This window comes from Acidobacteriota bacterium (assembly GCA_016208495.1).
Taxonomy (GTDB): domain Bacteria; phylum Acidobacteriota; class Blastocatellia; order Chloracidobacteriales; family Chloracidobacteriaceae; genus JACQXX01.
Window position 1 is genome coordinate 53,094 of record JACQXX010000091.1, and the last position, 18,713, is coordinate 71,806.

An 18,713-nucleotide genomic window follows, 5' to 3' on the forward strand; every position below is an offset into this window, starting at 1 on the left:
TTCAGCCCGATGTTTTCAGCCCCAAGCCCTAAAACTACCGAATCTTGCTTGGTCGTCGGAACTGGCCAGTGCCCGTTCCGCTTCCGTTCGGGAAGCCAACCAGATCCCACTGTTGGGCGGTGTTGGCTACCAGGCGGCCTTGAATGCGGTTATTTCCCGTGTCACTGACCACCAGATATGGACCGTTGAACACTACACGGTTCAGAATATTATTTTGAAACCGGCTGACTGTAACGCCTTCTGGCGCATTGACCTGCCCCAAGCCTGCCCCAACCTGGGCCAGTGCTTTTCCTTGATTGGCATTGCCGTTTGGAAATTGCAAAACGCGGTTATTGCCCGTGTCGGCAATAAAGAGGTTGCCACTATCATCAACCGCCACACCTTGTGGGTTTTTGACTTTGTTCAACCCAACTCCGAGTGATGCCACAATGGTGGCTTTATTCGAGAGGGTAATGGTATTGGCATTGGCAAGTTTCAGAATTCGGCTGTTGGACTGGTCGGCAATAAACAACGTAAAGTTGGAATCAATCGCCAATCCGTGCGGGGCGCCGACCTGCCCACTCCCGGCACCATTGCTGGCCAAAACAAACCCAAATCCCGGAACACCGTCGTCAAATCGCAGCACCCGTCCATTTCCGGTATCAGAAACATAGAGATTCCCCTCGGAATCAACCACCAGTCCTTGCGGTGCGCGGACTTGATTTGGGGCTGAACCAATCGAGGCAAAGAGTTGCCAGGAGCTGCCGCCATCCGTTGACCACTGAATGCGGTTATTTCCAGTGTCAGCGACATAGAGTCGAGAACCTCCAAGTTGTCGAGTTTCAACTCCCCTGCCGGAAAGCATGCCAAAATCAAAGGCCACGGCCTCTGGTAATCGGAATTGTCCCAGGGCGCTGCCCGCTGCCCCGCCCGCGACAACATTCCAGGTAAAGCCGTCAAATGCCTGAATCCGGTTATTGGTGGTATCAGCGGAAAAGAGGACTGGTTGTTCGATTGGCTGCCCTTCCGAGATTTCCAGACACCAGCAATTAAATGTCCCAGCATCGTCCTCGGCATCATCACAAATTGACAGCGTCCAGGATCCCTGAGCGGGCTCGCCGTCGAAAATAGAAAGGGAATCACCTGGCCCCTCTCCAAAACTTGGGAGAAATGAGCCGGTGTAGGTACCAGGAACATCAGGGACGAAAGAAGATGCTTCGTCGTCAATGACGAAATTTGGAAACGGAGAACAGGTGGTGCCGAATGATCCAGGATCATCTCCACCTACATCCTCAACGAGGATCGCACTGGTTCCGATTGGGGATTGAAGTGAAATTTTCAGATCTGATGGATAGTCATGGCTCAGATACAGCCGCACGTTGACATCACCGACGGTGAAATTGGTCGGGACATTCACTGAGGTATTGAGCTGTTCAATTCCAGGGGTGCAGTTTTCGCCCCCATCCCCAACTGGCGGAAGGGCGCTTCCAGTTCCATTGCAAAAGAGCATCGGCCCGCCCTGGTTGGCAGTAAAGCCTTTGGTCAAACGTTGTTGCTCCTGAACCAGAGACTTCACCTTGAGGTGGAGCATGCGGAGCTGTCGGTCATCCTGTTTGACCTGGCTTGCCTGTTCACGAAGCTCGATTTCTTCTTGCAAGACCTGAATTTGAGCTTCGAGGAATTGGGCTTTGATCTGGTTAAAGCGTTCCTGCAAGGCCGTGACATTCAAAATGTCGAGATCTTCAGCAACTTTGGAAATCTTGAGTTCCTGGGTGGCTTTGTCATATGCCAGTTGCATTTGTTGCTGTTGGTAGAGCTGCTCAGCTAACTTTTTTTGTTTTTTCTCAGTCAGCGGGACCTGTTTTTGCAAACCGAGTATTTCACCTTGAAGGACTTTAAGCTGAATTTCCCACAGTTGGGCCTGTAACACTCGCATCCGATTCTTCGCGGTTTCTTGTGTAAACCCTCGTGAAATCGGCGACAGTATCCCAAAGGCAACGACCACGAATAAAACCCATACACCCACACGCCATTTCATAGGCTGTCTCCTGGAAAGTGTTGTTTTTACAAGGTAAAAACCTGTTTAAATGGCCATCGTTCATACCTGGCTCGAAAAAGTTTACGGACAGAATTTTTGATGGAAATGGTTCAACATATTGAAGAATGAATCATTTGTCTGACTCTGCTGATGGCAAGGAGTTTTGATCATCCGCTAGAGATGAAAAAAATTTTGAAAGCAGAACGCACAGAAGAAAGAGGGTATTTTTTGATGAAGTGAATACTTCAGGTAACCAGAAAAAAAGGGGGTTGAACTGGATTCATTCTCGCTTGAAATTGTGGAATTCGTCAAATCAGAAACAAAGTTTTTTTGAAAAATTTCTGCAGCCACATTCATAAAAAAAGGCAGCTTTCCCGAAGAAAAGCTGCCTGAAAGGAAGAAGTTATAAAAACTTCCAACCATTTTAGAAGATCAATTTCAGACCCAACTGGATCACACGTGGACGACCAGCAAAAATTCGCGGATCGTTAAACGTTGGGCTGGCGGCGTTCGCATAAGACAGATTGGTCGCGTTGGTCAGCAACTGGAACACGCTGCCACCACCGACGGTCAACTGTTCATGATTGAATGCGTTGAACATTTCGCAACGGAACTGCATTCTCCAGCCTTCGCGGATTTCGAAATCCTTGAACACTGAAATGTCAAAGTTGTTGATGCCCGGAGCGCGAAGTGTTCCCGCCCCAGCCGTCGCAATCACACCACGACCCGCCTGGATGTACTGGGCGTTGCCATTGCGAGCCAGGTAGCCGACGATTTGACCACGGGAGTTGGTCACAGCGCTGACAGCACTGCCCGTTCCCGGAATACCATTGGCGTTAAACACAGTGCGGTCACCCGCCGTGTCAACGTTGAGGTTGCTGTCGGTGGCGCTCAGCGCCGTAAATGGCTGACCACTTTCAGCCGTGTAAATCACGTTGGCCTGGAAGCCGCCCAGCAGGCTACGGACCAGACGGTTTGAGTTTTTGCGGAAGAACGGCAATTCCCAAATCACCGATGCCACAAAACGATGTGGACGATCCAGGGCTGATGGGCCACGGTCTTTGCTCACATCAAAGCCATCCTGAGCACGGCGTGGGTTGATGAAGCTGGTAAACAGATCGTTGGTGCCAAGGTCAATCGTCTTGCTATAGGTGTATGCGGCGGAAGCCGTGTAGCCATAGGAGAAGCGCTTGGACAAATCAATTGAACCAGCCTGATAAGTTGAACTGCCGACAGGCAAAAATGCTGTGACTGTTGGCTGTTGAAATTCGGGCAACCCCAACGCTCCAATCCCGGTACCATAGAATGAAAAGGCAAACAGGTCATCCAGGGTCGGCATGTTGTCCAGGGTATTGCGATCCGGTACCTGGGACGCATTCAGGTAGGTTGGGAGGCTGAAGCCAGCGATTCCAAATGGAACAAAACCGCCATTCAACCGGATCTGGGCAATTTGCTTGACATTGCGGGTGCCTAAATACCGGAGTTCCACGCTCCAATCACGATGCAACTGGCGCTGATAGCTCAAGCTCCAGGTCATGGTGTAAGGCAAAATACGATCACTAATAAACGACGAGGTTGCTGCCCGGGCATCCGCTGGGGTGATGGGTGGAATTGGGGTATTGCCTAGACCGCCGTTAGCCAGGAAGTTGGTGGCGGTTCCAAATGGACCACCTTCGCCGGCGGCGGAACTCAATTCCTGCTGGAATTGAGGTGGCAACTGAAGCGTGCCCAGGTTGCCGTAGGCCAGATCGTAGGACATGCCAAAACCAGCGCGCAGTGAGCCTTCGCCGCTGTTGCCGAACAGGACATGACCGACACCATCTTTGAAATCTGGTGCCCAGGCCAACCCGATACGAGGGGCAAAGTTGTTCTTGTCTGATTTTGGTTCACCAAATTCAATCACGCCCGGCACATTTGAAATCGCGTTCAGGGCCTGCAATTTTTCATCGCGGAACACGCTGTAAAATTCATACCGCAGACCGACGTTCAAGGTGAAGGTCGGGGTCAGTTTGATATCATCCTGGATAAACCAGTAGATTGACTGACGGTTGGCGGCAAATGATGACGTGCCGACGCCACGCAAGCCGCCGTTAAAGCCGTTTGGTTTAAGGTCGCGGAGGAATTCTTCGAGGGTCGCATAGTCATATTCAGCGCGACCACGCGGCAGGAAGTTATTGGCGGAAATCACGTTGCGGTATTCGGCGCCAAACTTGAAGTTATGTTTGCCTTTGATCCAGGTGGTGTTGTTCACCAACTGGTACGTGTTGGTCACTTCACCCTGTGGTGATTCAGCCTGTGGACCGAAGGTGTACCCTAAATCATCAAACGCAAAGTTCGGGAAATTGGAAAATTCATCCGGGATCCCAAAGCTGTTGTTTTTGCGACGATAGGAAACGCGGGTTTCGTTGATCAGGGTCGGTGTGAAACTGTGGATCAATGACACCGAGGCCAACTGGTTCAACTGTGAAAATGACCCGTTGAACACCGGGTTGCCGTCACCATTGTTGGGCGCGGTTGACTTGGCATAGTTGTAGCGATAGCGGAGCTGATCGCCATTGCCCAACACCTGGTCAACGTTGACGTTGAAGATGTGGTTGGCTTCGAAGTTGGCGTTGAGGAAGTTGACTGTACCAACTGGAATCTGGCGGCCTAATACGGTCACTGCGTCTGAGGCACCACCGGCTGGTACCGTGTATTGGCGCAAAATGCCCAGGTTGTTGGCGCTGATGCCGTTGAGGCTGCCCAAAATGGCAAAGCCTTCCTGGGTTGGGGTCAGGAAGCTCACCGGCGCACCCGCCGTCCCGGTGGTGTCATACTGATAGGCGCCAAAGAAGAACAATTTGTTCTTGATGATTGGTCCGCCCAAATAGCCCGCGACGCGGTTGAAATCAAACCGTGGTTTTTCATCGGGGATTTCGCCACGCGCAATGGCTTCTTTGGTCAGGTGGTCAACCGCATTGTAGTTCTTGTTGATGTTGAACCAGCTTGCACCACCGTGGAACTCGTTGGTTCCAGACTTGGTGATGGTGTTGAACTGGCCGGCTGATGAGTGACCAAATTCAGCCGTGTACTGGTTGGTCAGCAGCGTGAATTCCGCCACGGCTTCTGGAATCACGTCAATGACGTGGCCCGTCAAAATGGCGTCGTTGTTGTCCACGCCATCCAGCGTGAAGCTGTTGTTACGTGGACGGTTGCCACCGACCGAACCACCTTCACCGGCGGTACCACCAGCCTGTGAGGTGATGTTTGGTGCCAGCAATGCCAGTTCGAGCTGAGAGTTGTTCAGGCTCGGCAGCTCCACGACTTTGCGTGATTCAAAGGTATTGCCCAGAGTTGAGGTCGTGGTTTCAACCAGCACATCACCGCTTGAAACGACCACAACTTCGCTGACTTCACCGGTTTGCATGCGGATGGTGACGTCAATGATCTGGTTCAATGCAATCCCGATTCCTTCGAGTGAGGTGGTTTTGAATCCAGCGGCTTCAGCCGTGATTGAGTATTTTCCGACTGGAAGGTAGCTGGCGCGAAACAGCCCATTGGCGTCTGAGGTAACTGTCGATGTGTAGCCGGTCTCCATATTGGTCAACTTGACCGAAGCCCCCGCAATCGAAGCCCCCTGTTCGTCCAATACCTTTCCGTTCATGGCACCGTCTGTTGCCTGTGCAAACACTGGAATGAATGACAGCAACAGAAAGAACGGCGCCAGCCAGAAGCATTGTTTTGACATAGGTTCCTCCGTTTTCTCTCCTAGAAAAATTCTGTGGAAAAGTCGAAAAGACGTCTTGTTTCATTCTCCCTGGTTGTGGCAACTATGCTTCACCGGGGCTTTCTTTCAGTATCTCTTCACTTTTCCTGTGGATCAGTTGAGTCAGGGTGTACTGTGGCCCCGTTTTTACTTCCGAAAAACAAAACTGTGCAATGTTATTGAGTGCCAGTATCCAAGGGAATGGAAAAAGGGGAGTACATTGAATCTGTACTCCCCTTGTGCAATTTGAATACCAAACCCAAATCCGAAGATCCAAAGAATCTCCAAAAATATGTATGCGGCTGATTTTATAAAGTTTAGGGGTGATACTGAGTAGGGGTTCAAAATTCAGGCGGGAATATCCCAAAATTCAAATTCAGAATTCTGGATATAAAATCTAAAATTATGGAAGAAAATCGAAGTTTCTTTACAATTTCATCCAAACGATGAGAGGTCGCTGACGACCGCTCCTAACCTTCAAATGTGGCCAGACCTGATCTCTTCTCACAGGCAAATACACTGCTGAGAGCCATGATCAGCACATCGGTAGGAGTGAAAGCTCTTTTTTAGGAAAACAAGTCACCTTGCTTTAACTTTGGAACTGAGATCACAGCTTCAATCAGCGACGGGTCATCATTCTTGATTGAATTCACCCGTGGTGAGACTTCGTAAGCCATCATTTTTTCTGAAGGATAGGGGTGAAGTAAATCCAACAATGTGTTGGGTGTATCCTGCTCCAGCCATAGCCGTTCGGCTTCGGGCGGCAAAATGACGGCCATTCGTTCATGGAGCGGCGCCAATACCTCGTTTGCCGTCGTCGTAATGATGGTACAGGTTCGTAGCCGTGTTCCATCCGGCGCTTTCCAGGTATCCCACAAGCCAGCCATCGCAAAGACTTCTCCGCTATGGAGTTTGACCCGATACGGGGTTTTGGTTCCGTCTTCATTTTTCTTCCACTCATAAAAGCCGTCGGCCACCACCAGGCACCGCTGGGATTTCAGAATGGTGCGGAAGGACGGTTTTTCAAGCAAAGTTTCAGATCGGGCATTAATCATGGTGGCTGCCATTTTGACATCCTTCGCCCAGGAGGGCACCAGTCCCCATTTAGCCACCGAAAGTGTTTCCGATGAAGTATTTAACACGACCGGGATTGGCTGCGTCGGAGCAATATTGTAGCGGGGCGTTAAGATTAACTCGGTTGCGGTTAATCCAAACCGATCCAACACAGCGGGTTCTTCAACTGTCAGGGTATATCGTCCACACATAGGAATTATGAATTATGAATTATGAATTATGAAAATCAGGTCGAGGTCCCCGTCTCAAGTGAATTGAACGGTTGACGACCTGACCCGGCAATATGCGTTTGTCAAACCCTTCGGATTTGATACCTTCTTGCCCCATCATACCCAAATTTCCAAGAAAGTTCAGATATCCTCACTGTTTTACCTTCATTGTTATGGGCATTTCACTTCGACAAGCAGTAACCGTTGGTGCGTACGTTTTAAAGCAGCGTTTTAAAGGTGTAAAGCGCTATCCGCTGGTGCTGATGCTTGAACCATTATTCCGGTGTAATCTTGAGTGCGCCGGTTGCGGCAAAATCCAGTATCCGGAAGAAATCCTGAAAAAAAACCTGTCGCCGGAAGAATGTTTTCGGGCTGCTGAAGAATGCGGCGCTCCGGTTGTCACTATTGCGGGTGGCGAACCGCTGATCCATCCCAAAATTGACGAGATTGCCAAAGGGCTGGTTGAGCGGAAAAAGTTTGTTTACCTGTGCACCAATGCCATTTTGCTTGAGCGGCACATGCATAAATTTACACCTTCGCCCTACTTTACCTTCAGCATCCACCTGGATGGCATGAAAAAGCGCCATGATGAACTGGTGTGTCGGGAAGGTGTGTTCGACGTGGCCGTGCGGGCCATTAAAGCCGCCAAAGCCGCAGGCTTCAGAGTCACCACCAATACCACCGTGTTTGACGGTGAAAGCCCCGAGGAAATGCACGAAATGTTTGATTTCCTGGCTGATCTGGGCATTGATGGAATGACGATTTCACCTGGCTACAGCTATGCCTGGGCACCTGACCAGGAACATTTTCTGCGCCGTGAGCAAACCAATGCGTTGTTTCGCCAGGTTTTGTCACCGATGAGAACCGAGCGTGGCAAACGGTGGCAGTTTAACCAGTCCTCGTTTTTCCTCGATTTTCTAATGGGTGAACGTGACTATGAATGCACGCCCTGGGGAAATCCGAACTATAACGTCTTTGGCTGGCAAAAGCCCTGTTATTTACTCAACGAAGGCTATGCCAAAACCTTTGGTGAATTGCTTGAGAAGACCAAATGGGAAGAGTATGGCCGCAAGAGCGGGAACCCCAAATGTCAGGATTGCATGGTTCACTGTGGGTATGAGCCAACGGCGGTGATTGATGCGACCGCGAATCTCAAGAATATGCTGATTTCAGCCAAAAGTTTGCGGTAAACTTTGAGTTATAGGGACTTGTCAGTACCACCCGCGTGAGCGGGTGGGTTTTGTCTGTTCTCATCCACCAGCCTACGCAGGTGGGACTGACCCGTTCTTCATAATTCAAAAAGTTCATCCGCCAGACCAACATCCTTGGTCAGATTTTTCCATTCTGTTTTGGAATCAAATTTCCCATTGCGGAAGACTTCCCACTGGAGCGGGAGCTTGAGTTCGGCATCAATCAGAATCGTGTCTTTCTTTCCTGGACGTTCCAAAAGCAGTTGATAGGCACGGCGCGGACTTTCAATCAGGGTGACAGTGGCTTTGGCACCAGTCATCGTCAGTTGCAAATCCTTGAGGGTGGACCCCAAATCAGTCGTGACAAAACTGCTATCGCCGTCCTGGAGCCGTTTGTCAGTTGGTTCCATGGTGATGGTAAAGACTCCCAACACCCCACCAGCTTTGGCGCGAACTTTGCCTTTTTTATTCAAAACGACTTTTGAACCTTTGTCCCCGCCGCTGGTGACTTCGAGACGAATCAGTTTTGGCTTTTTGAAAAAGTAATTGTTGGTATCCACCGCCATCGTTCCATCTTTGCGGAGACGGGACGAATGCATCTGGCAGCGATAGTCGGTTAGAGCGTCAAAGCTTTGCACCACTTGTTGTACCAGGTCCGGAGCGGCTGGAAGCGGTGGACTATCACTTTTCCCCGCCACCGGGGCAGTGAATATCCCCCAACTCATACCTACAATTGCCATGAGTGTCAAAGCTTGTTTCAGCACAGGCATTTTGAAAAGTTCCTTTCAATTCCAGAGATTGTTCGGTATTCTGGCGCACCCCTGCGGGGTCAATCACACCACTGACTCCTGGTTTCACGGCCAAAGTCGCTGGAGTACAGGGTTCGACCCCGGACCCACAGGTTGGTTTTGATAGCGCCTGGACCTATTTTCAGTTTCATTCAAAGCGAGGCAGTGCATGAATTTCATGAAGACGTTGCTCTTAAACCCACCTTCATTCGAAGGATTTGACGGTGGCGCCAGTTCCCGATGGCCGGCGACCCGCGAAATTGCTTCCTACTGGTATCCGGTTTGGTTGGCATACCCGGCGGGAATGATTCCCAATTCACGGCTCCTGGATGCCCCTCCACATGGGGTGAGTGTTCAGCAAACGTTGGAAATTGCGAAAGACTATGAATTTGTCGTCCTTTTTACAAGCACTCCGGGCTTGAACAACGACATTAAACTGGCTGAAATGATGAAAGCCAATGATCCAAAGATCAAAATTTGCTTTGTCGGCCCGCCGGTGACTTCGAATCCAGAAGAAATCCTTCGCTCTTCCAGTGCCATTGATTTTGCTGCCCGCAAGGAATTTGACTACACGGTCAAAGAATTTGCTGAAGGCCGTTCATTAGAGGAAATTGACGGCGTCAGTTATATCAAAGATGGCCAGATTGTGCATCGGCCAGATCGTCCTCAGTTGCATGACCTGGATTCGCTGCCGTTTGCCTCGGAAATCTACCACCGGGATCTGGACATCACGAAATACAACGTGCCGTTTTTGTTACACCCATACATTGCCTTTTATTCAACCCGTGGGTGTCCGGCACTGTGCACCTTCTGCTTGTGGCCGCAAACCATCAGCGGCCATGCCTGGCGCGAACGCAGCATTCCCAATATGGTCGAAGAAGTCAAAGTGGCGCTCAAACTCTTCCCCGAGATGAAGGAAATTTTCTTTGACGACGATACCTTCTCCTGGAAGAAATCGCGGACAATCAATATCTCGAAAGAGTTTCAAAAGATTGGCTTTACCTGGTCCTGCACCTCACGCGTCCATTCCGATTACGACACGCTCAAAGCCATGAAAGATGGCGGATGTCGGTTGATGATCGTTGGGTTTGAATCCGGCGATGATCAGGTGCTCAAGAACATCAAAAAAGGCGCCACGGTCGAAATGGGCCGCAAGTTTATGAAAAACTGCAAAAAACTTGGGCTGGCCGTCCACGGGGATTTCATCCTGGGCTTGCCGGGCGACACGCCGGAAACCATCAAACGCACGATTGAGTTTGCCAAGGAACTTGACTGCGAAACCATTCAGGTCTCGATTGCTCATGCCTATCCGGGAACTGAACTCTATGACTATTTGAAGGAAGCCGGGTTGCTGACCGAACACGCCATGACGGACGAAGAAGGCCATCAATTGCCGCATATTGAATATCCAGGGTTGACCCGTGGTGAACTGATGCGCAATGTCGAAAATTTCTACGACACCTACTATTTCCGACCCAAAGTCGTGGCGCGCATTGTTGGAAAAGCCATCTTCGATAAAGAAGAACGCAACCGCCTCTTTACCGAAGCTCGTCAGTTCCTGAAACTGCGGTCAAAACGCAAAGAGTTTGTTCGTGCCCAGATGAACCGCGAAAGCGGGCTGCATAAAGGGGTGTAAAGACCAGGGTTCGGGGTTCAGGGTTCAGGGTTTGAAAACCAGATTCAGGATTTCTGCAATTTGGTCTTTTTGTCCCGTTGCCCTTTTTCTTTTTACAGGACCTGAACCCTGAACCCCGCAACCCTGAACCCTATGGAATTTGGTGCTCAACCTCCCGCTTCAACTCCCCCACCCACCCCAATTCGCCTGATCGTCAATGCTGATGATTTCGGAAAATCCGAAACCGTCAATCGGGCGATTGTTCGTGCTCATGATGAGGGAATTCTGACCAGTACCAGTCTGATGGTGACAGGTGAAGCCTGTGCCCAGGCCGTTGAATCGGCCAGGACTCGCCCCCGCCTTGCCGTTGGGCTGCATCTGGTGTTGATTTGTGGTCGCGGGGCGCTCCGACCATCAGAAATTCCACACCTGGTTGACCCAAAAGGGAATTTTTCGAATGACCCATTCACCGCTGGGGTGAAATATTATTTCTCGAACGCTGCCCGGGCAGAATTACGCCGTGAAATCTGGGCGCAATTTGAGTTATTTGCCGCCACAGGTCTTCCCTTTGCGCACGTTGATGGCCACCTGCATCTGCATATGCACCCAGTCGCCTTTTCGTACCTCCTCGAAGCCGCCCGGCACTTCGGCGTGAAGCGGATCCGTCTTCCACGCGAACCGCTCTTTTCCAATCTCAAAATTCGCCGATCACATCTGGTCCAAAAACTCTTACACTGGAGCGTATTTCATCTTCTGTCACGTTCGGCACTCAAAAAAATGGCGAGGGACCGTTTTTTGATTTCAGATCGGGTGTATGGATTACTGGAGACAGGCCGAATGACCGAGGATTTCTGGCTGGCACTCCTTCCCCAACTCACAGATGCCTTCAACGAAATGTATTGTCATCCCGAAGTTGCGGAAGTGGGCGCGGATCCAGAAAATGCTGGTGGCAGCCACGAACTTGCCGCCTTGCTGAGTCCGCGAATTCGTGCTTTGCTACCGAAATACAACATCCAGCTTGAGTTGAACGAACCCCTTTGATCCAGCCGCAGCGTCAATCTGCTGCTCTCTAAGTCTATGCGTTTTCTTCCGATCCTGCTGATTTCAATCCTGGTCAACGCCTTTGGAAACACCCTGCTCAGCCGGGCCATGAAAGAAATTCATGATCCGATTCTGACGGCTTTTTATGCCGGGCACTACGGCGCCGCGATACTGGTCGTGCTGCTGAATCCTACTTTCTGGATTGCGGTTGGTCTGCTGACTGCCTTTTTCCTCCTGTTTTTGACGATGCTGTCAAAAGCAGATTTGAGCTATGTCTTACCGCTCACCGCAATCAACTATGTCATCACAGTGTTTCTGGCGGCCTGGTTTCTAGGCGAACACGTCACTGTAACCCGTTGGATCGCAGTCACTTTCATTTCAATGGGAGTTTTGATGGTCTCGGTCGGGGAAAGTTCAACGGTTGAAGATACTGAACTCTCAGTTCCCGCGGAGGAGCAGGCATGATTACCTTAACCTTGATTGCCGTGGTGGTTTTGGCTGGATCGGTAGGTGATATTTTTTTGAGCCGAGGGATGAAACAGGTGGGCGAAATCAATTCGCTGCACTGGCGGTTTCTGCTCCAGGTATCCCAACGGGCACTGACCAATCTTTCATTGCTCGGAGGGATTGGCGGTATGGCGGTGGCATTTTTTTCCTGGTTGGCGGTCCTGTCGTTTGCCGATTTGAGCTTTGCCGAACCGGCCACTGCCGTGAGCTATGTGTTAAATACCCTCGGCGCCAAGTTTTTCCTCAATGAACGCATTGACCGTATGCGCTGGGCCGGCACGCTTCTGGTTTGCATTGGCGCGGCATTGCTTTCGCTCGACCCTGGGATCAAATAAAGAATGTGGTGCGAGTTTCCTCCGGACACGGCCCAATACTAGAGCCGTGGGGCAGCGTCAACTCCACCACATTTTTTCCCCGCAGGGGATATTTAAAGAAGCCGTGGGTCAGCGTCAGCGCCACCCACGGTAAAGCCACCCACGGTAAAGCCACCCACGGTAAAGCCACCCACGGAGTTCAAATGTTCATTCCCAAAGATGATTTTCGTCAAACTCAATTTGATACCTGGTGAGCAACTCTTTCAGTTCCACCTCAAAAGCTGATTGATGGTGATGAATTTTTTGCCGAGAGATATACCTTTTTACAGTGTCCACACCTGATTGGCCAATGGTAAATGCTCCATACCCATCCTGCCATTCAAAATCATTGAATTTCGGGCCTTTTGTTTTTATCCATCGGGATGAATTCCTTTTGAGATCCCGAACTAAATTGCTCAAAGCTAAATTTTTTGAAAGTACAATGAGTAAATGGACATGGTTCGCAGTGCCGTTAATAGCTAAACATGGGGAATTATGTGATTTCGAAACCTGGGAAATATAGGCAAAGAGTTCAGGTTCAATGTCAGGTGAAATGATATTTCGTCTGTGTTTGGTGGAAAAAACAACATGAACAAGAAGACTTGTGAGTGATTGCCCCATAAAAATCTATTCTAAACCGCCATCGTGGGAAAGGTGACCCTTTCAGGGTCACCGGGTGGAGGGGTGGATGTACCGTGGGTGGGTGTGCCGTGGGTGGATGTACCGTGGGTGGATGTACCGTGGGTGGCGCTGACGCTGACCCACGGCTTCTTTAAATATCCCCTGCGGGGAAAATACCTGGTTTTTTCGGCTTACTTTTTCGGTCCAAAATGTGGCCCATCATCGGCCACATCGGCTTTGCGGCCTGATTGAGCACCAGAACCACTTTCGGGTCCACCGGCATCCTGGATATAGACAATTCCCGCTGGCGCCTTGATATAAATATCACTCGATGTGACATTGATAAAATTCGCACCGACGCGCAATGTGATTGAGCTTCCCGCCTCCAGCACGATTTTATTACCGGCTTTCAGATGGATTTCCTGTCCGGCCTCAACGACATCAACACTTCCGATGGTGGCACTCCGGGTGCTTCCAACCGACAAGGTCTGATCCTGGGAAATATGACTGTTTCGGTTGCGGTGAACTTCTTCGACGTGGTCCCGCTCAACTATCAAATGCTGGTCACGGAGGGTATGCTCACGGCGATCACGCTTCACGTGAACGTCCATGTCACGCTCGGCATGCATAAACAATTGTTCGGCACCTTTTAAGTCCTCAAAGCGGATTTCGTTATAGTTTTCGGGTGTTCCGTTGAGCGTGCTTCGGCTTTTCCGAGTGCTGACGGTTTTATAATTCCCCTGTTTTGAATTGGTGCTGTTTGAATCCAGCGTGTAGGGTGGCATGTGGGTGCTGTTATAAAAACTCCCAACCACGTAGGGTTTATCCGGGTCGCCTTCCAGAAAATCAACGATGACTTCCTGCCCAATGCGTGGCAACTGGATAAATCCCCAGTTGTCACCGGCCCAGGGAGTTCCAACCCGCAACCAGCAGGAACTGCTTTCATTGTATTTTCCATACCGGTCCCAATGGAATTGCGCTTTGATGCGACCATATTTGTCAGTATAGATTTCTTCGCCTGGAGGACCAACCACCAGGGCTGTTTGGGATCCTTGCACTACCGGAATGGGGGTTAACCGGTCTGGACGAAACAATGTGTCGCTTTGCACCACCCGGAACGTGTTCTGAAGAAATGTACCAGGTTCATTATTGCTATCACTTTGATAGGCTCTGGTCTCAAGTGTCGTTAGCACATAGGTCTGATTAAAGTCTTTCCGGCTGTGGTCAATTAAGTTAAAAAAGTGTCCAGTCACAAATGCCCGGCAGTTGCTTGACCCCGTGGCAAAGTAAATCTGGCTGTTGGTGCCTTCTTCTTTGCGCAATTTGGCGTACCGGTCAGTTTCCTTTTGCATATCCCAGAAATTATACCGTTGCGCCTCGGGACTCCCTGTCGGCTCTGCCGGATAATCATAAATCTCACGAGAACGCTCTCCACCTGAAGTTCCAGCCTGCGCCGTGTCGGTTTTGGTCGTTGACTCATAAATCTTATCGGCTTTCATAAAGTCAAAATCACGCAGAGCATACTGATTTGGACGAAGCTGATGCTCAACAATCAGGTCGGTGACCACATCGTATGACTCGGCACCATACATAATTCCAGTGGCCGCGTTCACCGGGTGATATTTGGCGATTGGTTGATCTGGGCACTCGCGAAAATGCCCTGGAGCATCACCAAAAATCATTTTGTGACTGGTTTTGCTGTGGACGAAGTAATAAAAAATTCCCTCTTCTTCCATCAATCGGGAAAGAAAATTAAAGGCTGATTCTCGATACTGAACACAATATTCCCGGATGGTGTACTGTTTTCGATCCAGAACAAATTCAAATTCTGAAATGCCATGCTCGGTGAGAACTTTTTCCACAATATCCGGAACCGTCATATCCTGGAAAATCCGGCAATCAGTTGATTGGGTAAGCGTCCAAAAGCGTGGTCGAACAGTAGCCCGGTAGTGTGTAAACCTCGGCGTTGTATTGTGTTGGGCAAATTCCGACACAATCCCATTGATATAGCGGTCATGAGGCTTGCCATGGTCGTCATCGTCATCAAACAACCGAATCCGAATGGTTAAGCTCTGATTAATCAATGCATCCAGATCAATGTTTGGGTTTTCCGAATACATTTCCAGGTGGTATTCAAACAACCGTGAAATGGCTTCCTGCCCCTGGAGTTCGCGGACAATCAACGCATTTGGATCAGGCAACGGGGTTATGACTTTGACGAGCCGTCCATTTTGTGTCCAGCGCAAAGACCCTTGTCCGCCGCCGCCATCTCCAGGGATTGCAGAAGGCGTCTCATCGGTTTTCTTCAAAGCTGTTCTTGGCATTGGACGGTTAATCGCCGCATTGTGAGGGTTGATTGATGATTGATTGGCACTCATAACAGTTTCTCGAAATTCAGGGTTCAGGGTTTCGGGGTTCAGGGTTCAGGGTTCAGGGTTCAGGGTTCAGGGTTCAGGGTTCAGGGTTCAGGGTTCAGGGTTCAGGGTTTCGGGGTTCAGGGTTCAGGGTTTCGGGGTTCAGGGTTCAGGGTTCGGGGTTCAGGGTTCAGGGTTTTCGAAATCACTCGATTTGCCAGGGAGCCAAACCATTGGAATAATTGCACTTCCCTAAACCCTGAACCCCGAACCCCGAACCCTAATTGGTATTATTCGCTCTCATACAAAATGACCTGATCGTCGTCGTTTTCAAACTCAGCCGATTTCAACCAGGTTGTCCACCCCAGGTAACAGCTCCCCAGGCTGGACTGACAAACAAAATCAGGGATTTCTTCTGCTTTTAAAACGAGTTGCACTTCAAAGGTAAACTCCAGGCCAACATAAAACCGGGTCAGGTCGTGTAACGGTCGAAAGCGGCTGCCATTGGGAAGAAAGGACACATATTCACTCAACGTGAGTGGCCCGAGACGCAAACGAAAGGTAGATTGCTGATCCCAAATCCGCGATCCGGCAATTGTATCAACCCCTAACGTGCAGGCAGTCACTCCAAGTGTCGTAATTCCTTCGGGTTCCAGTTCAAGCCATTTCCCGATATTTGGAACAACGGCAACGGAAACACCAAAATATTCCGAAACAATGGCTTCAACCGCCACAGACGAATGGGGCTGCTGAGCCATTAACCCGCCGTAATACACAAAGGTGTGGTCGGGTACTGAGAGCTGGTTGCGTAAAGACTGAGTCCCTAAGCCAACCAGATGGCAAAGACCATTTGTGAGCAAATCGGCACTGTTGCGCTCAAAGCCAACCAGAAAATGGTACTTTTCCCAGGCTCGATAAAATAAAGAAATCAAGCGATGATTAAAAAGATCAAAAAATTCAGCCAGTGCCGTTTCTTTGTGGCGGGCAAAAGTAATGAGTTCTTCCGTGTAACAGGTTGGCAAAACTCCCAGCGGGCCGCCCAATCCCATAAATGCCACTGACATTTCAGCCAGTTCGTCGGTCGTTGAATCTTCGGTTTCAGAGGGTGACGGCAATTTCAAATCAGCAATTTCGCTTGCCGGAAAGGCGAGCGAGACGGCAGATCGCAGCCGTGCGACCTCCTGACCGGGTAACGAATCAAGTCCGATTGGCGCTCGATGAGGGAAAATTCGCTCAAGTAATCGAATCGCCTGAAAAAATGAGAACTGATAGGGATCCGTCTGAAGCTTATTCACTACAGAAGTGATCGGGTTCCGCTGCGTGGCACCCATCGGCGTATTTCTCCTTCTCGTTGAATTGACCGCGCAACAAGTTGACTAAATGAATTGATCGAGACATACAGTCCCAGAAAACGATCCAGGACCGAGGCGAACAAAAAGGCACCGCTTCCCGCAAAGAGCGATTCATCAAAGTCAAGTGTGGTTTCAATGCCTCGGACATATCCACTGCCAACCATTGGCCCCACTTGCCGGGCAACCCGCCGGCTTGAAATTTTCACCAGTCCGGCAATCTGATTCCGAACCGCGGCTGAATCAGTAAAATCATAGAGTTGCATAATCTCACGCAGGGCATGGGGCGTGCCGGTTTCATCCGTTGAAACCAGCGACAAATGATTGAGCGATAAATGCGAAATTAACCGCCAATGCAACCCGCGTCGTGAGTGTGGACGACACGTCGGGGTGAATTTCCGCAACACTCGGGCCCGAACCAAATCTGAGGTATGCAATATATCCACCTCCAAATCCCGGCCTGCATTCGGAAGTTGAGCTGGCAAATCCCGATTGGTACAGGTAACCCCTATGTTTAAAATCCCTTCGACTGGCTGGTGTGGGTCAAAGTTGGGATTTACCATCGAGAGATACATTTCCGTTCCGAAATCATCTTTTAACTGGGACGGACGACGAACAGCAAACCAGTAACACTCATTGGAATGCCGAGCCAGTTGGTGTTTGTAAGAATAAATTGGGGAAAATTCTTGTGATGCACGCCGGTCAGACCCGGCTGTGGCCACTGAGTTGATCGAATAAATTTCAGTGGTCCGCCGATGGTACACATCTGGAATGATATGGTGTTCATACTGGTAATGATTGAGTGTGATTGGCTCTGCTCGCCGATCAAATAAGTTCACAATCGGGGTACAGCCAAGGACCAGCGCACCTTGATCAATTGCACCCGGCGGAGGTGTTACATTGCGCAACCGGACACAAATTTCAAACTCATTCCCAAAACCAGCGGCAACAGCCTGATCCAGGCCAGTAAATTCAACAAATAAAAACTTTTCAGGAAATGTGAAATATTCGGTCAATAACCGGTATCCCGGAAAAGAACGCGCTGAGTAGGGCAGCATTCCCTCGTTTTCTTCAAATCCAACTGGTCGAATTGATTCAGCGCCAAGCCGAATGGTAGAGGGAAGCTCCGTTTGCCCGGTTGACAATTTTGTTTGAACCAGTTCAACGGCTTCTGCCTGATTGAGCAGGATTTCATACAGTGGAAAGGCCACCTGGGCATCAGCAAAAATATGGAATCGCAGTGAACGAATCGGCTCTGCAGTCTCTCCCTTACCGATTTTGAGCGAAGAGAGTCGAACATTGTTTTCACACCGCAACTTAATCCGAAGGGTGGCTCGCTCCATTTTTCCCTGCAGCGTCAATGGCCCATCTGATTGTAACCCAACCGAAATGACTTCAATTGGCCATAATTGAGTGGCAAAACAGGTCCGAAACCGGCAGATTTCCCCATTGATGGAGTTGGTATCAACCTGTTTTCCACGATCCACCAAATATCCACTTGATAAAGTGCCTTGACCGGTCCGAAGTCGCATCTGGATGACTGACATGGATGGAATCGGCGCCAAATAATGTGGATACAATACTCCAAGCAATGATTCAGTGACTTCGGGGAACTCATCATCGAGTTTCAACCGAATCCGTGCGGTCAAAAACGAGAAAGCTTCAATCAGTCGCTCAACGTGCGGATCGGTACAGGTTTCAGCATTTAATTGGAGTTGACCGGCCAGTTTTGGATACTTCCCGGCAAATTCGCCTGATAGTTGGCGAAAATAAGCCAGTTCCCGTTCATAGTAACTCAATAATTCGTCACGCATAATTTATGGTTTGTAGCGCGGTGGCTTGACACCGCT

General features: G+C 49.9%; 13 protein-coding genes. 5 read left to right on the forward strand and 8 right to left on the reverse strand.

The features are described 5' to 3' along the window. Positions 1-34: 34 nt before the first annotated feature. From HY774_18575 to HY774_18585, 3 genes are all read right to left on the reverse strand, one after another. On the reverse strand, positions 35-2,017 hold the full coding sequence (locus tag HY774_18575; protein MBI4750492.1) for a proprotein convertase P-domain-containing protein: 1,983 nt from the start codon (positions 2,015-2,017) through the stop codon (positions 35-37). Positions 2,018-2,441: 424 nt separating this feature from the next. Continuing rightward, on the reverse strand, positions 2,442-5,744 hold the full coding sequence (locus HY774_18580) for a TonB-dependent receptor (protein ID MBI4750493.1): 3,303 nt from the start codon (positions 5,742-5,744) through the stop codon (positions 2,442-2,444). Between the two features lie 584 nt (positions 5,745-6,328). Continuing rightward, on the reverse strand, positions 6,329-7,027 hold the full coding sequence (locus tag HY774_18585; protein ID MBI4750494.1) for an SOS response-associated peptidase: 699 nt from the start codon (positions 7,025-7,027) through the stop codon (positions 6,329-6,331). A gap of 191 nt (positions 7,028-7,218) precedes the next feature. Between HY774_18585 and hpnH the strand changes: the two genes are divergently transcribed. Beyond that, positions 7,219-8,235: an adenosyl-hopene transferase HpnH gene (gene hpnH / locus HY774_18590; protein MBI4750495.1), complete on the forward strand. Its 1,017-nt coding sequence runs from the start codon at positions 7,219-7,221 to the stop codon at positions 8,233-8,235. Positions 8,236-8,333: 98 nt separating this feature from the next. Here the strand turns inward: hpnH and HY774_18595 are convergent, their stop codons facing one another. Next, the gene (locus HY774_18595) at positions 8,334-9,005 is read right to left on the reverse strand and encodes a hypothetical protein (protein ID MBI4750496.1); all 672 of its coding nucleotides are present in this window, start codon (positions 9,003-9,005) and stop codon (positions 8,334-8,336) included. Between the two features lie 196 nt (positions 9,006-9,201). On the opposite strand from HY774_18595, the gene hpnJ reads away from it, so the two are divergent. The 4 genes from hpnJ (at position 9,202) to HY774_18615 (ending at position 12,521) form a co-directional block, all read left to right on the forward strand. Continuing rightward, the gene (hpnJ, locus tag HY774_18600) at positions 9,202-10,659 is read left to right on the forward strand and encodes a hopanoid biosynthesis associated radical SAM protein HpnJ (GenBank protein MBI4750497.1); all 1,458 of its coding nucleotides are present in this window, start codon (positions 9,202-9,204) and stop codon (positions 10,657-10,659) included. 132 nt (positions 10,660-10,791) lie between these two features. Next, positions 10,792-11,679 carry a hopanoid biosynthesis-associated protein HpnK gene (gene hpnK, locus HY774_18605; GenBank protein ID MBI4750498.1) on the forward strand — a complete coding sequence of 296 codons (888 nt, stop codon included), beginning with the start codon at positions 10,792-10,794 and terminating at the stop codon, positions 11,677-11,679. A gap of 36 nt (positions 11,680-11,715) precedes the next feature. Next, complete coding sequence (locus tag HY774_18610; GenBank protein MBI4750499.1) at positions 11,716-12,144, forward strand: EamA family transporter; 429 nt, start codon at positions 11,716-11,718, stop codon at positions 12,142-12,144. Further along, a complete protein-coding gene (locus tag HY774_18615) occupies positions 12,141-12,521 on the forward strand; it encodes an EamA family transporter (protein ID MBI4750500.1) in 381 nt (126 codons plus the stop codon). Before HY774_18610 ends, HY774_18615 begins: the two co-directional genes overlap by 4 nt. A 186-nt stretch (positions 12,522-12,707) precedes the next feature. Here the strand turns inward: HY774_18615 and tnpA are convergent, their stop codons facing one another. From tnpA to tssF, 4 genes are all read right to left on the reverse strand, one after another. Further along, positions 12,708-13,160: an IS200/IS605 family transposase gene (gene tnpA, locus HY774_18620; protein ID MBI4750501.1), complete on the reverse strand. Its 453-nt coding sequence runs from the start codon at positions 13,158-13,160 to the stop codon at positions 12,708-12,710. A 191-nt stretch (positions 13,161-13,351) separates the two neighbouring features. Then, entirely contained in the window at positions 13,352-15,538 is a 2,187-nt protein-coding gene (gene tssI, locus HY774_18625; protein MBI4750502.1) for a type VI secretion system tip protein VgrG, read from the reverse strand. A gap of 266 nt (positions 15,539-15,804) precedes the next feature. Then, positions 15,805-16,845, reverse strand: a complete 1,041-nt coding sequence (gene tssG / locus HY774_18630; protein MBI4750503.1) for a type VI secretion system baseplate subunit TssG — start codon at positions 16,843-16,845, stop codon at positions 15,805-15,807. After that, positions 16,809-18,677 carry a type VI secretion system baseplate subunit TssF gene (tssF, locus tag HY774_18635; protein ID MBI4750504.1) on the reverse strand — a complete coding sequence of 623 codons (1,869 nt, stop codon included), beginning with the start codon at positions 18,675-18,677 and terminating at the stop codon, positions 16,809-16,811. Before tssF ends, tssG begins: the two co-directional genes overlap by 37 nt. Between the last annotated feature and the right edge of the window lie 36 nt (positions 18,678-18,713).